The sequence below is a fragment of the Micromonospora rifamycinica genome, from assembly GCF_900090265.1.
Classification (GTDB): domain Bacteria; phylum Actinomycetota; class Actinomycetes; order Mycobacteriales; family Micromonosporaceae; genus Micromonospora; species Micromonospora rifamycinica.
Window position 1 is genome coordinate 2923040 of record NZ_LT607752.1, and the last position, 14463, is coordinate 2937502.

Sequence of the window (14463 nt, forward strand, 5' to 3'; positions counted from 1 at the left end):
GATGTCGCCCACGTGCGCAGGCGACGGTCGGGCGGGAGGGGTATAACCGAGGGTCGGAGCGCCGAGCGGCGTCCTCCCATCACGGCAGACAGGTGGTCGATGACCGAACGCACCGAACGGCCGGCCGTCGACATCCCCGCGCTGGCCGAACCGGGCCGGCTGCGGTCGCTGACCGACACCGGTCTGGACGCCGCGCCGGACGAGGCGTTCGACCGGTTCGCCCGGCTGGTCAGCGACCTGCTCGACGTGCCGGTGGCGCTGGTCTCCCTGGTCAGCGAGACCAGGCAGTTCTTCCCCGGCGCGGTCGGCTTGCCCGACCCGTGGGCCGAACTCCGGCAGACCCCGCTGAGCCACTCGTTCTGCCAGCACGTGATCGACACCGAGATCCCGCTGGTGCTGCCGGACGCCCGGCTCTACCCCCGGGTCCGGGACAACCTCGCCGTGCCGGAGCTGGGCGTCGTCGCGTACGCCGGGATGCCGCTGACCGACCTGGACGGCCGGGTGCTCGGCTCGTTGTGCGCGATCGACAGCAAACCCCGCGCCTGGACGAAGGCCCAGCTGCACACCCTGGCCGACCTGGCCGCGGCCTGCTCCTCGGAGCTGCGGCTGCGGATCGCCCTGGACGCTGCCGAGTCGGCCCGCCGGCTGGCCGAACAGGCGCACGAGCGGCTCGGCCTGCTCGCCTCGCTGAGCGAGGCCCTGGCCGGCACGCTCGACGTGGAGACGGCCGTGGCGCGGCTGGCCGACGCGGTGGTGCCGCTGCTGGCCGACTGGGCCATGGTGACCCTGGTCGACCAGGGCGGCACCCCCCGGTGGGTCACCGCCGTGCACCGCGACCCGGCCCGTGCCGCCGAGGTGACCCGGTTCGGCGAGGTGGCGCTCGACCGGCTCGGTCCCGCCTCGATCACCCGCACGGTGCTGCGGACCGGCCAGCCGGTGCTACGCGGGGTCGCCGACCTGGCCGACGTCCGACAGGCCAGCGACGCCCCGGAGCTGGTCGCCCTCGCCGAACGGCTGGGCTTCGCCTCGCACCTGACCGTGCCGGTGCCGACCCCCGGCCGGGGCGCGGTGATGGGCGTGGTGACCCTGGTCAACGGACCGGACCGGCGGGCCTTCGACGACGACGACCTGGGTACCGCGCTGGAGATCGGTCGCCGGGCCGGGCAGGCCGTCGGCAACGGCTGGATCTACGGCGAACAGCGGCACGTCGCCGAGGTGCTGCAACACAGCATGCTCCCGCAGCTGCCGCAGATCCCGTGGGTGGAGCTGGTGGCCCGCTACCAGCCGGCCGCCGACCGGGTGGAGGTGGGCGGCGACTGGTACGACGCCTTCGTCCAGCCCGACGGTGACCTGATTGCGGCGATCGGGGACGTCGCCGGCCACGACATCGAGGCCGCCGCGACGATGGGGCAGCTCCGCAACCTGGTACGGGGCAACGCCTACGGGCGCGGTGACCCGGTGGACGAGCTGATGCGGCGGCTGGACGCCACCATCTCCGGGCTGCGCATCCCGACCGCCGCCACGGCGGTGCTGGCCCGGCTGCGGCCCACCCCGGACGGGGTGGCGGTCACCTGGTGCAACGCCGGCCATCCCGCGCCGCTGCTGGTCACCGCCGGTGGCGACGTACGACTGCTCGACGGCCGGCGGGAGCCGCTGCTGGGGTTGACCCGTCCGGTGCCGCGGACCGGGGCGGAGGTGCTGCTCGGCCCCGGGGACACCCTGCTGCTCTACACCGACGGGCTGGTGGAGCGGCGGGACCAGCCGATCGACGAGGGCATGGGTCAGTTGTGCGAACGGGTCGCCGCCGCCGGTGCCCGGCCGACCGCCGAGCTGTGCGACCTGCTGCTCGGCACCGGACAGCGACGCGAGGACGACGTGGCGCTGCTGGCCGTCCGGGCCAGGTGAGCGCCCGGCCGACCACCGGCCGCGGACGGTGGCCGGGCGGGGCAGCCCCCAACGGGGGCCGGGCGGGGCAGCCGTCGGCGGGGGCCGGGCGGGGGCGGATCCGCGGGCTAGGCTGGGCCGGGTGACCGCCCGTCTCCCGTACCCCCGCACCGCCCGGGTCCGCGCGGCCCTGGCGACCTCCGGCGTCGCACTGCTGCTCACCGGGTGCAGTCTCGGCCCGCCGGAGCCCGACCCGGCCGGTGAGCCCCCCAACCTGCCGACCCCGTCGGTGTCGGCGACCGCCCCCGAGCAGCAGGTGGTGGCCACGGTGCTGGCCAAGGGGCTACGGGTGCCGTGGGGGATCGCCTTCCTGCCGGACGGGGCCGCCCTGGTCACCGAACGGGACTCCGGCCGGATCCTCCAGGTCGGGCCGGCGTCGGGGCCGCAGGGGTTGGCGGTGACCCCGGTGCAGACCGTCCCGGAGGTGGCCGCGTCCGGCGAGGCCGGGCTGCTCGGCATCGCCGTCTCCCCGGCGTACGCGCAGGACCGGTCGGTCTTCGTCTACTACACCACCGCGCAGGACAACCGGGTGGCCCGGTTGACGCTGGGCGGCACCCCCACGCCGATCCTCACCGGCATCCCCAAGGCCGGCAACCACAACGGCGGTGGGCTCGCCTTCGGCCCGGACGGGCAGCTCTACGTCAGCACCGGCGACGCCGGTGACCGGGCCGCCGCCCAGGACCGGGCCAACCTGGCCGGCAAGATCCTGCGGATCACCCCGGACGGCAAGCCGGCGGCCGGCAACCCGTTCCCGGGCTCACCGGTCTGGTCGGTGGGGCACCGCAACGTACAGGGCCTGGCCTGGGACGCCGGTAAGCGGATGTACGCCACCGAGTTCGGACAGAACACCTGGGACGAGATCAACCGGATCGACCGGGGCGCCAACTACGGCTGGCCGACGGTGGAGGGGCAGGCCGGGGACGGCCGGTTCGTCGACCCGATCACCCAGTGGGGCACCGGGGAGGCGTCCTGCTCGGGGCTGGCGGCGACGGGTCGGCTGCTGGCCACCGCCTGCCTGCGCGGGGAGCGGCTCTGGCTGGTGGAGCTGACCGACGGCGGCACCGTGCTCGGTGCACCCCGGGAACTGCTGACCGGGAAGTACGGCCGGTTGCGGGCGGTCGTCGCCGCCCCGGACGGTTCCCTCTGGGTCTCCACCTCCAACCACGACGGGCGGGGCGAGCCGGTGCCGGAGGACGACCGGCTGCTGCGGCTGGTCTTCGCCGACGGCGGTGCCGGTCGGAGCTGACGGACAAGCCGACGGCGGTGCGGGCCGGAGCTGACGACACACCGGCAGGCCGGACAGCCGGGCAGGTACCGGGCGGATCGGCCGTCCGTCGGCCGGGTTTGCCAAGATCCTTCACTGGGCAGGTCACAATCTCAGCATGGACGGTCAGGAGAACGAGCAGCGCGGGACCGGGGGCGCAGACACCCCCACCCGGCGTGAGCGGCGCGGGCGCACCTGGTGGCCGGCCGGTCGGTCGGGGCAGGCCCGGCGGGTCGGCGTGGTACTGGCGGTGCTGTTGGTCGCCCTGACCGGAACGGTCATCGGGGTGTTCGCCGCCGGCCGGGTCAGCACCGACATCGGCCCGTTCCGCGCCGACCTGACCCTGGCCCCGGCTGTGCGTGGCGGCACCACCGTCGACATCCCCCCGCTGGGCGCGCTCCAGCTCGACAGTCACCGGGGGCCGACCCACCTGACGGTCGGCCTGGGCGCGCTGGACCAGCGCAAGACCGAGGCGTTGATCGACGACCCGGCGAGCATCAGCCGGGCCAGCCAGTCGGCGGTGACGGACGTCCGCAACGGGGTGCTCCGGCTCGGGCTGCGCACCCTCGGCGGGGCGGTGCTGGCCACCCTGCTGCTGGCCGCGTTGGTCTTCCGGGACACCCGGCGTACCGCGTGGGCCGGCGGGCTCGCCCTGATGGTCACCGCCGGCAGCCTCGGCCTCGCGGCGGGCACCCTGCGCCCGCAGGCCATCGAGGAGCCCAGGTACGAGGGACTGCTGGTCAACGCCCCGGCGATCGTCGGTGACGCGCGCCGGATCGCCAACGACTACAGCCGCTACGCCGAGCAGCTGCAACGGCTGGTGGGCAACGTCAGCCAGCTCTACACCACGGTGTCGGCGCTGCCGGTGTACGAACCGGCGCCGGGCACCACCCGGGTGCTGCACGTGTCCGACATGCACCTCAACCCGACCGGCTGGCAGTTGATCCGTACCGTGGTCGAGCAGTTCGGCATCGACGTGGTGATCGACACCGGCGACCTGACCGACTGGGGCAGCGAACCCGAGGCGTCCTACGTCGGCTCGATCGGCCTGCTCAAGAAGCCGTACGTCTACATCCGGGGCAACCACGACTCGCCCCGGACGGCGGCGGCGGTGGCCCGCCAGCCGAACGCGGTCGTGCTCAACAACTCGACCACCACCGTCGCCGGGCTGACCATCGCCGGCATCGGCGACCCCCGGTTCACCCCGGACAAGGAGACCTCACCCGCCGGCAGCGGGCTCACCGCCCAGGTCGCCGACCAGGTCATCGGGGCCGGTGAGACGCTCGCCGCCACGGTCCGCAGCTCGCCCCGACCGGTGAACATCGCGCTGGTGCACGACCCGGCCTCGGCCGGACCGCTCTCCGGCACCTGCCCGCTGGTGCTGGCCGGGCACACCCACGCCCGCCAGATGTCGAAGCTGCCGCAGGTGGCCGGCCAGCAGACCACCCAGCTCATGGTGGAGGGCTCCACCGGCGGTGCCGGACTGCGTGGCCTGGAGGGCGAGAAACCCACCCCGCTGTCGATGTCGGTGCTCTACTTCGACCAGCAGAAACTGCTCCAGGCGTACGACGACATCACCGTCGGGGGTACCGGCCAGGCCCAGGTGAACCTGGAACGCCACGTCATCCAGGAACCGGCGAAGGGCGCCGACGTCCCGGTGACCCCGACCCCGACCCGAGGCGCATCGGAGTCCCCGGCCCCCTCCGGTACCGCTCCGACTCCCACCTCGCCGACCCCCAGCCCGACCAGCTGACCCCCTCCCCCGGTAGGCAGCCGGCCCACAACCGCCGCCATGCCGGCAGGCCGGACGGCGGCAGGCGTCCGACGGACGTCGGCGGACGGGCAGGCAGGCAGGCGGACGGGCGACGGCGCACAGCCAACGTCAGCCACGCGACCAGCGCACAACCGATGTCAGGGCAGGAAGAAGGGCTGGGCCGCCGCCGCGCCGCCCACCCGCCACCGATGCTGCCGGCGCACAACCGGCGGTGACGGCTGCAGGCCGACCGCCGAGCCTCCGGTACACGAATGCCCCATGCCACCGCCACCCTCCATCAATGTCACGGAAGGTTACTTCCAGGCCGCCCCACCTATCCACACCCCGAGACTTTGCTCTGCCGCCCCCACAGCGACAGTGACCTTCAGTAATCATGTTGCCAATCACGCCGCCTGCATTCAATTCACATCCCCTGCTTAGGGGCTTGTCGCCTCCATAGCAGCAGAGCAAAGGATAGCGAGCGCACTGTGAGGGCTACCGAAGCGAACACTGAGAGTGACCTGAGGCGGCATCAGCCAGGAAAGTAACGGACAGTAGTGGGATCGGCAAGGTGCTTCGCTGAGGGGCGGCGGGCGCCCGTCCCAGCCAGCACCGGACAGGTCCGCGCCGAAGCCGCGCAGGTGACCAAGGTGGTTCAGGCGGGGGAGGGGGATCCGATGGGGCCGGCGGCGGGGGCGGTGGCTGGCACCGGGCCGAGCGGAGCGGAGCGGGCAGACGCGAGGGCACGGAAGGGGTGGGGCACGGAAGGGGTGGGGCACGGCAAACGCGAGGACACGGCAGACGCGAGGCACGGAAGGGGTGGGGGCACGGGAGACGCGAAGCCACGGGAAGGGTGGAGGCACGGGAAAGGTGGGGCAGGGGTCAGCGTAGGGACAGGGCGGCCAGCGCGGCGTTGACGATGCTGCCGGGGAGGAGATCGTGCAGCTCGTACAGTTCGCGGACGCTGCCGGACTGGCCGAACTCGTCCACCCCGAGGGGCACCGCCGGCACACCCAGCGCCGAGCCGAGCCAGGCCATCGCGTGCGAGGCGGCGTCGTGCACGGTCACCAGCGGGGCACGGTCGCCGAAGGCCGCCCGCAACGCCCCCGGGGCGCTCGGCACGGTCGCCGTGCGGACGCCCTGGCGCAGGGTGCGCTGCCAGGCCCGGTACAGCCGGTCCAGGCTGGTCACGTCGACCACGTGCGCGGCGATGCCCTCCTCGGCCAGCTCGGCGGCGGCGGCCAGCGTCTCCGGCAGCACCGCCCCCGAGGCGGCCAGGGTGACCACCGGCGCGTCGGCCAGGTGCGGATACGCCTGGTGCGCGTCCACCAGCCGGTACGCCCCGGCGACCACCTGCCGGCGCAGTACCGCGTCGCCGAGCCGGGTCCGGGCCGCCTCGAACGGCGTCTGGTCCAGCGGGCGGGTGCTCAACCGGAAGTAGTACGCCCCGTCCTCGGCCGGCGCGGCGGTCGCGGCCGGAGCCGTACCCTGCGCGATCTGACCGAACGCGTCGCAGAGCAGCCAGTCCAGGCTGGTCGCGTACGCCGGTTCGCAAAGGGTGACGCCGGGCAGTTCCAGGCCGACGGAGGCGGTGACGGTGGACTGGTGGGCACCGCCCTCCGGGGCCAGGGTGATCCCCGACGGGGTGCCGGCCACCACGAACCGGGAGCCCGAGTAGGTGCCGTAGAGGAACGCATCCAGGCCGCGCAGCACGAACGGGTCGTACACCGTGCCTACCGGCAGCAGCGGCTGCCCGGACAGGTCCCACGCCAGGCCGAGCTGCCCCAGCAGCAGGAACAGGTTCATCTCGGAGATGCCCAGCTCGATGTGCTGCCCGGTGGGGCTCTCCGTCCAGCGCAGCATCCGGTCCTCCGACCAGGACCGCCGTTCGGTCGGGGCGAAGACCCCGGTCCGGTTGAGGAACCCCGCGAGGTTGGTGGAGGTGGCCACGTCCGGCGCGGTGCTGACCAGGTAGGGCGCCACCTGCGGGTTTCGGGCCAGCTCCACCAGGACCCGGCCGAAGGCCTCCTGGGTGGAGATAGGCCGCTGCGTGCGTACCCCGGTGGCCTCCGGGACGGTGACCCCCAGCGAGCGTCGGCGCGGCGCGCGGGCCAGCGCCTCACGGCGGGCGCCGGCCCGAATGCCGGCCGGGCTCGCCGGGTCCAGCCGGTCCCACTCGGTCGCGGTGGTCAGGCCGTGCGCCGCCCGCAGCACGTCGATCTGCGCGGGGGACAGCAGCGCCGAATGGTTGCGCGGATTGCCGGCGATCGGCAACCCCCACCCCTTCACGGTGTACGCGAAGACGACGCTGGGCCGGTCGGTCACCGCGTCGCACTGGGCGTACGCGTCGAGCATCGCCTCCAGGTCGTGCCCGCCCAGGTCGGTGACGAGCGGGGCCAACTCCTCGTCGGTCAGGTCGGCGATGAACGCGGCGATCCCGGCCGGCGCACCGTCCAGGAACCGCTCCCGCAGCGCCGGCCCGGCCAGCCCGAACAGCGACTGGTACTGCTCGTTGGGCATCCGGTCGATCCAGTCGCGCAGTGCCGTCCCGCCCGGCCGGGCGTACGCCTGCGCGAGCCGGCGGCCGTACTTGACCTCCACCACGTGCCAGCCGGCGGCCTCGAACTGCCCCCGCCACTGGTCGATCCGGATGCCGGGGACCACCCGGTCCAGCGACTGCCGGTTGAAGTCGACCAGCCACATCACGTTGCCCAGGCCGGTGGTGGCCGGATCGGCGACCGCCTCCCAGATGTTGCCCTCGTCCAGCTCGGCGTCGCCGATCAACGCGACGAACCGGGAGTGCGGGCGGGCGCCGAAGTGGGCGTCCACGTAGCGTCGGGTCACCGCGGCGAACAGCGGGGCCGCCGCGCCCAGCCCGACCGAACCGGTGGAGAAGTCCACCGCGTCCGGATCCTTCGTCCGCGACGGGTACGACTGCAACCCGCCCCGCGCCCGCAACCGCGTCAGGTACGACCGGTCCAGGTTGCCCAGCAGGTACTGGATCGCGTGGAACACCGGGGAGGCGTGCGGCTTGACCGCCACCCGGTCCTCGGCGTCCAGGTGGTGGAACCAGAGCGCGGTCATCGCGGTGACCAGGGAGGCGCTGGAGGCCTGGTGGCCACCGACCTTCACCCCGTCGCCGGTGTCCCGGTCGTGGTTGGCCGCGTCCACGATCCGGGTGGCGAGCCACAGCACCCGTCGCTGGATCTCGTCGAGGACATCGAGGTCGTGCTCGTTCACGGGAACTCCATCCGGGCGTCGCCGTTGACGCCCTCGGTGGGAGGGGTGGCGCGGGTCGCGCGCGTACCCCCGGGAAAGGGTGAGGGCCACCGCCGGGTCACGGCGGCGGCCCTCGCCGGTCGCGGGCGGGAACCCCCGGCTCCGGCCCGTGTGGGTCAGCCTTGGACGCCGAGGCGCTCCAGGATGAGGTCCCGCAGGGTCTTGGCGTCGGCCTGACCCCGGGTCGCCTTCATCACCGCGCCGACCAGCGCGCCGACCGCCGCCACCTTGCCGCTGCGGATCTTGTCGGCGATGGCCGGGTTGGCGGCGATCGCCTCGTCCACGGCGGCGGTGAGCGCCCCGGTGTCGGAGACCACCTCCAGGCCCCGCCTGGTCATGATCTCGGTCGGCGAACCCTCGCCGTCGACCACGCCCTCCAGCACCGTCCGGGCCAGCTTGTCGTTGAGCTTGCCGGCGTCCACCAGGCCCTGCAGCTCGGCGACCTGCGCCGGGGTCGCCCCGATGTCGGCCAGCTCCACGCCGGTCTCGTTGGCCCGGCGGGACAGCTCGCCCAGCCACCACTTGCGGGCCGCCGCCGGGGTGGTGCCGGCGGCCACCGTCGCCTCGATCAGCTCGACCGCACCGGCGTTGAGCACCGACTGCATGTCGAGGTCGGACAGGCCCCACTGCTCCTGGAGCCGGCGGCGGTGCAGCCGGGGCAGCTCCGGCAGGGCCGCCTTCAGCTCGGCCACCCAGGCTGTGTCCGGGGCGAGCGGCACCAGGTCCGGCTCCGGGAAGTACCGGTAGTCGGTGGCGGTCTCCTTGGACCGGCCCGGCGTGGTGTCCCCGGTGTCCTCGTGGAAGTGCCGGGTCTCCTGGGTGATCCGGCCGCCCGCGTCGAGCACCGACGCCTGGCGCAGGATCTCCGAGCGGACCGCCCGCTCCACCGAGCGCAGCGAGTTGACGTTCTTGGTCTCGGTGCGGGTGCCCCACTCCTCGCCCGGCAGGTTGAGGGAGGTGTTGACGTCGCAGCGCAGCGACCCCTCCTCCATCCGGACGTCGGAGACGCCCAGCGAGCGCAGCACGTCCCGCAGCTCGGTCACGTACGCCTTGGCCACCTCGGGGGCGAGCGCACCGGTGCCGGGGACCGGCTTGGTGACGATCTCGACCAGCGGGATGCCGGCCCGGTTGTAGTCGACGAGCGACTCGGTAGCGCCGTGGATCCGGCCGGTGGCCCCGCCGACGTGCAGCGTCTTGCCGGTGTCCTCCTCCAGGTGCACCCGCTCGATGCCGATCCGCACCAGCTCGCCGTCGACCTCGACGTCCAGGTAGCCGTCGGAGCACAGCGGCTCGTCGTACTGGCTGATCTGGAAGTCCTTCGGCATGTCCGGGTAGAAGTAGTTCTTCCGGGCGAACCGGCACCATGCGGCGATGGAGCAGTTCAGCGCCAGGCCGATCCGGATGGTCGCCTCGATCGCCGCCTTGTTGGCCACCGGCAGTGACCCGGGCAGGCCCAGACACACCGGGCAGACCCGGGTGTTCGGCTCGCCGCCGAAGTCCGTCGGGCAACCGCAGAACATCTTGGTGTTCGTGCCCAGCTCGACGTGGGTCTCCAGGCCGATCACCGGCTCGTAGCGCGCAACGACCTCGTCGTACGCGGGCAGTGTCGTCGTCATCTGAACTCCAGCCTCACAGTGCCGGTGGGGTGAACGTGCCGACCACGGACTCCAGCGCGGCGGCGACCCGGTACATCCGGTCGTCGGCCATCGTCGGGGCCATCACCTGCATACCGACGGGCAGCCCCTCGGACAGGCCGCACGGCACCGAGATGCCCGGCCCGCCGTACAGGTTCGTCGGGATGGTGAACAGGTCCGCCAGGTACATCTGGTACGGGTCGGCGGTGCGCGCCCCGATCGGGAACGCCACGAACGGCGTGGTGGGCGAGATCAGCGCGTCGACCTGCTCGAACGCCGCGGTGAAGTCCCGGGTGATCAGGGTGCGGACCTTCTGCGCCTGCCCGTAGTAGGCGTCGTAGTAGCCCGAGGAGAGCGCGTAGGTGCCGACCATGATCCGCCGCTTGACCTCGGCGCCGAACCCGGCCTCCCGGGTCAGCGACATGACCTCCTCCAGCGACCGGTTCCCGTCGTCGCCGACCCGCAGGCCGAACCGGACCCCGTCGAACCGGGCCAGGTTGGAGGAGCACTCGCTCGGCGCGATCAGGTAGTACGCCGGCAGCGCGTACCGGAAGTGCGGGCAGGACACCTCGACGATCTCCGCGCCCAGCTTGGCCAGGGTGTCGACCGACTCGCGGAACGCGGCCATCACGCCCGGCTCCGCGCCCTCGCCGGTGAACTCCTTGACGATGCCGAGCTTCACCCCGGTCAGGTCGCCGCTCGCACCGAGCTTCGCGGCGGCCACCACGTCCGGCACCGGCTGCGGGATGGAGGTGGAGTCACGCGGGTCGTGCCCGCCGATGACCTGGTGCAGCAGCGCCGCGTCGAGCACGGTCCGGGCGCACGGGCCGGGGGTGTCCAGCGAGGAGGAGAACGCGACCAGGCCGTACCGGGAGGTGCCGCCGTAGGTGGGCTTCGCGCCGACGGTGCCGGTGACCGCGCCGGGCTGCCGGATCGAGCCACCGGTGTCGGAGCCGATGGCCAGCGGCGCCTCGTACGCGGCCAGCGCGGCGGCGCTGCCCCCGCCGGAGCCGCCGGGGATCCGGGCCAGGTCCCACGGGTTGTGGGTCGGACCGTAGGCGGAGTATTCGGTGGAGGAGCCCATCGCGAACTCGTCCATGTTGGTCTTGCCGAGCATCACCGTGCCGGCCGCCCGCAGCCGCTGCACGATCGTCGCGTCGTACGGCGGACGCCAGCCTTCGAGGATCTTCGAGCCGACGGTGGTCGGCACGCCCTTCGTGGTGAGCACGTCCTTCACCGCCACCGGCACCCCGGCCAGCGGCCCGAGCTGCTCACCGGCGGCCCGGCGCTCGTCGACGGCGCGGGCGGCGGTCAGCGCCCCCTCGCTGTCGACGTGCAGGAACGCGTGCACCCGGTCGTCGACGGCGGCGATCCGGTCGAGGTGCGCCCGGGTCACCTCGACGGCGGAGGTCTCCCCGGCGGCCACCAGCCCGGCCAGCTCGGTCGCGGTCATTCTGGTCAGGTCGGTCATGCCGTCGCCTCGCTCCGCTCACCGGCGCCCCGGACACCCGGCGCACTGGGCTCGATGGTTCGCCTGTCACACCCGCTCACGACGCCACGTCCTCGTCCAGGATCCGGGGGACGCGGAACCGCTGCTCGGCGACGTCGGGGGCACCCGACAGCGCCTCCTGCGGGGTCAACCCGGGCACCACCACGTCCTCGCGGAGCACGTTGGTCAGCGGAACCGAGTGCGAGGTCGGCGGGATGTCCGCCGCCGTGACCTCGCCGACCTGCGCGACCGACTGGAGGATCACGTCCAGCTGGCCGGCGAAGGTGTCCAGCTCCTCCTCGGTGACGGCGAGCCGCGACAGTCGCGCGAGGTGCGCGACCTCCTCGCGGGAGATGGCGGCCATCGGTGCCCCCTTCGTGACTGTGCTGCTGCGTCTGGGTGTGCCGGCCGCGCCGTCGGCGGGATGACGCGCGGTGACCGGAGCGAGTCTATTGTCCTGCGCGCACGCCGACGTCTCCGACTCCCCCTCCCGCCCGCGCGGCCCGCCCGCACCGGCCACCGGGTCCGCCGCCGTCCGCCCGCGCGGCCCGCCCCGGCCGTCGCCGTCGAGCGGCGGGCGGGTCAGCGGGCGTGCCGGCGGGGGATCTCGGCGTCCGGGCTCGGGACCGGGCTCAGCGGGCGGTAACGGGCCAGCCAGGCGGCCAGCTCCTCGGCGGGCATCGGGCGGGCGTAGAACCAGCCCTGCGCGGCGTCGCAACCGGCCGCGTGCAGCAACCGCCAGGTCCGTTCGTCCTCCACCCCCTCGGCCACCACCCGCAGGCCGAGCGCGCCGGCCAGCTCGATCGTCGACCGGACGATCGCGGCGTCATCGGCGTCGTCGGCCATCCCCAGCACGAACGACCGGTCCACCTTCACCTCGGCCAACGGCAGCCGGCGCAGGTGCTGCAACGACGAGTAGCCGGTGCCGAAGTCGTCCAGCGAGATGGCCACCCCGAGCTGGTGCAGCCGGGTGATGGTGGCGAGCACCCGTCGGGGGTCGGCCATCAGCGCCCCCTCGGTGATCTCCAGTTGCAGCCGCTCGGGGCGTACCCCGCAGTGGGCCAGCCGGTCGGCGATCCGGTCGACGATCTCGTCCGTGTGCAGGTCGCGGACGCTGACGTTGAGCGACGCCCGCAGCGTGATCCCGGCCGCCGACCACTTGGCGAGCTGCTCCACCACGTCGTCGACCACCCGGTGGGTGAGTAGGCGCATCACCGCGCTCTGCTCGGCCACCCGGATCAGCTCCTCCGGGTCGACCATCCCCCGCCGCGGGTGCCACCAGCGCAACAGCGCCTCCACCCCGACCACCTCCCCGGTGGCGATGGCGACCTGCGGTTGGTAGTACATGGTGATCTCGCCGGTCTCCCCCGTGCCCCCGGCCGGGCCGCCCGTCCCCGCCGGGCCGTCGGCCGCCGACCGGGCCGGCAGCCCGGCCTCCCGCCCGGTCGGCCCGGGTGGCCCGCCCCGCACCGGCCCGACCGGGGAGGACCCGGGCAGCGCCGGGTGGTCGCGGTGCCGGCGGACCGGGTCGGCACCGGTGAGGATCCGGTTCAGCAACTCGTCGGGCTGGGCCGGGGCCGGCCGGGGCCGTCGGCGGGGCAACCACCACCGGCCCGCAGCCGGGCCGCCGGGATCCGGGTCGGCGTCGCATCCCGGCCCACCGGGATCCCGGCCGGCGTCGCATCCCGGCCCACCGGCCGGGGTGTCCGCCCCCGGCGGGTCGGTGGCCAGCCGGGGCGGCAGCACCGCGCCGTCGCCACCCCGCACCGGCCGCCCGGCTGCCGGCCTCGCTTCCAGTACGCGGCGCAGGTCGGCCAGGAGCCCCAACCGCTCGGCGGAATGGTGGTCGGACTCGGCGGCGTACACGGCCACCGTGTCGTGGCGGTGCTTGGCGTCGTACATGGCGACGTCGGCGTGGCGCATCAGGGTGGCGTAGTCCGCGCCGTGCTCGGGGTAGAGCGCGATGCCGATCGAGCCGCCGACGTCCAGCGGCAGCCCGTCCAACGACACCGGCTCGGTCAGCGCGGCGGCCACCCGACCGGCCAGCTCCCGCGCCCCGTCCACCCCGTCGAGCCCGCCGGCCACGATGGCGAACTCGTCACCACCCAGCCGGGCCAGCAGGTCCCGGTCGCGCACCACCCCGGCGAGCCGGGCGCCCACCTCGACCAGCAGCCGGTCCCCGACCGCGTGGCCGAGCGCGTCGTTGACGTTCTTGAACCGGTCCAGATCGATCAGCAGGAGGGCCAGCCGCCCGCCCGGCTCCCCCCGGGCGACCCGCTCGGCGTGCCGGTGCACCTGCTCGGCCACCTCGGCGAGCAGCGCCTTGCGGTTGGGCAGGCCGGTGAGCGGGTCGAGGGCGGCGAGCTGCTCCTGCTCGTCGGAGAGGTAGGCCATCCGGTAGACCGCGAACAGCGGCACCAGCACCAGCGGGATCAGCGCGGCGGTGGCCCGCGCGGCGGTGACCAGGACCGGGGCGAGCAGCAGCAGCGAACCGGTGGAGAGCAGCTCGAACGGCAGCCCCTGCCGGGCCGCGGGCCACCACCGGCCGCCGAACCGCAGTCGCAGCGCGGTGCTGACCAGGCCGTAGTTGACCGCGAACCAGGTGACCGTCGCGCCGGCCGCGGCGAGCACGTCGGTCCACCCCGGCCGGTGGCCGTCGAACAGGCCGCCCGGTCCGAGCCGGAGCACCAGGTACGCGGCGGCGAGCGCGCAGGTGTACTGGGCCGCGTTGAAGGCGGTCCGCCAGGGGGCGTGACCCAGCCGTACGCCGGAGACGACGACCGCGACGGTCTGCACGAGCACCGCTGGCCCGAGCCCCCAGCCGAGCAGGATGGCGAACGTGAAGCAGGTGGAGGGGAAGACCGCGGAGGTCTGCCGACGTCCCGAGGGCACGAAGGGGCGGGCGTCGCACCCGACCGCGAGCACCGCCATCGTCCAGAACGCCGCCGACAGCAGGTCCGGTCGACCGACGAGACCGACCAGCGGCAGGACGGAGACCACGACGGCCAGCCCGATCACCCCGGCGACGAGGCCCAGGAACGGCGTCTCCCGCCCGGACGGGAGGCGGTTGCGGGGATCGGCGGGCTCCATCGCACCTCCC

General features: G+C 74.0%; 8 protein-coding genes. 3 read left to right on the forward strand and 5 right to left on the reverse strand.

Annotation, left to right across the window (positions count from 1 at the left end; all coding sequences use genetic code 11):
- Positions 1-99: 99 nt before the first annotated feature.
- The 3 genes from GA0070623_RS11840 (at position 100) to GA0070623_RS11850 (ending at position 4961) form a co-directional block, all read left to right on the forward strand.
- Positions 100-1905, forward strand: coding sequence for a GAF domain-containing SpoIIE family protein phosphatase (locus GA0070623_RS11840; protein ID WP_067307077.1), 1806 nt, complete (start codon positions 100-102; stop codon positions 1903-1905).
- A 121-nt stretch (positions 1906-2026) separates the two neighbouring features.
- Positions 2027-3190: a PQQ-dependent sugar dehydrogenase gene (locus tag GA0070623_RS11845; RefSeq protein ID WP_067307081.1), complete on the forward strand. Its 1164-nt coding sequence runs from the start codon at positions 2027-2029 to the stop codon at positions 3188-3190.
- Positions 3191-3326: 136 nt separating this feature from the next.
- Positions 3327-4961: a metallophosphoesterase gene (locus GA0070623_RS11850; protein ID WP_067307084.1), complete on the forward strand. Its 1635-nt coding sequence runs from the start codon at positions 3327-3329 to the stop codon at positions 4959-4961.
- Between the two features lie 882 nt (positions 4962-5843).
- On the opposite strand, the gene GA0070623_RS11855 is transcribed toward GA0070623_RS11850, so the two are convergent.
- From GA0070623_RS11855 to GA0070623_RS11875, 5 genes are all read right to left on the reverse strand, one after another.
- A complete protein-coding gene (locus GA0070623_RS11855; protein WP_067307087.1) occupies positions 5844-8201 on the reverse strand; it encodes a transketolase-like TK C-terminal-containing protein in 2358 nt (785 codons plus the stop codon).
- Positions 8202-8356: 155 nt separating this feature from the next.
- Positions 8357-9856 (reverse strand): Asp-tRNA(Asn)/Glu-tRNA(Gln) amidotransferase subunit GatB, encoded by a 1500-nt coding sequence (gatB, locus tag GA0070623_RS11860; protein ID WP_067307090.1) that lies wholly within the window; start codon positions 9854-9856, stop codon positions 8357-8359.
- Between the two features lie 13 nt (positions 9857-9869).
- Positions 9870-11345: an Asp-tRNA(Asn)/Glu-tRNA(Gln) amidotransferase subunit GatA gene (gene gatA, locus GA0070623_RS11865; protein ID WP_067307093.1), complete on the reverse strand. Its 1476-nt coding sequence runs from the start codon at positions 11343-11345 to the stop codon at positions 9870-9872.
- A gap of 76 nt (positions 11346-11421) precedes the next feature.
- A complete protein-coding gene (gatC, locus tag GA0070623_RS11870; protein ID WP_067307096.1) occupies positions 11422-11727 on the reverse strand; it encodes an Asp-tRNA(Asn)/Glu-tRNA(Gln) amidotransferase subunit GatC in 306 nt (101 codons plus the stop codon).
- 218 nt (positions 11728-11945) lie between these two features.
- Positions 11946-14453 (reverse strand): putative bifunctional diguanylate cyclase/phosphodiesterase, encoded by a 2508-nt coding sequence (locus GA0070623_RS11875; protein WP_089004014.1) that lies wholly within the window; start codon positions 14451-14453, stop codon positions 11946-11948.
- Between the last annotated feature and the right edge of the window lie 10 nt (positions 14454-14463).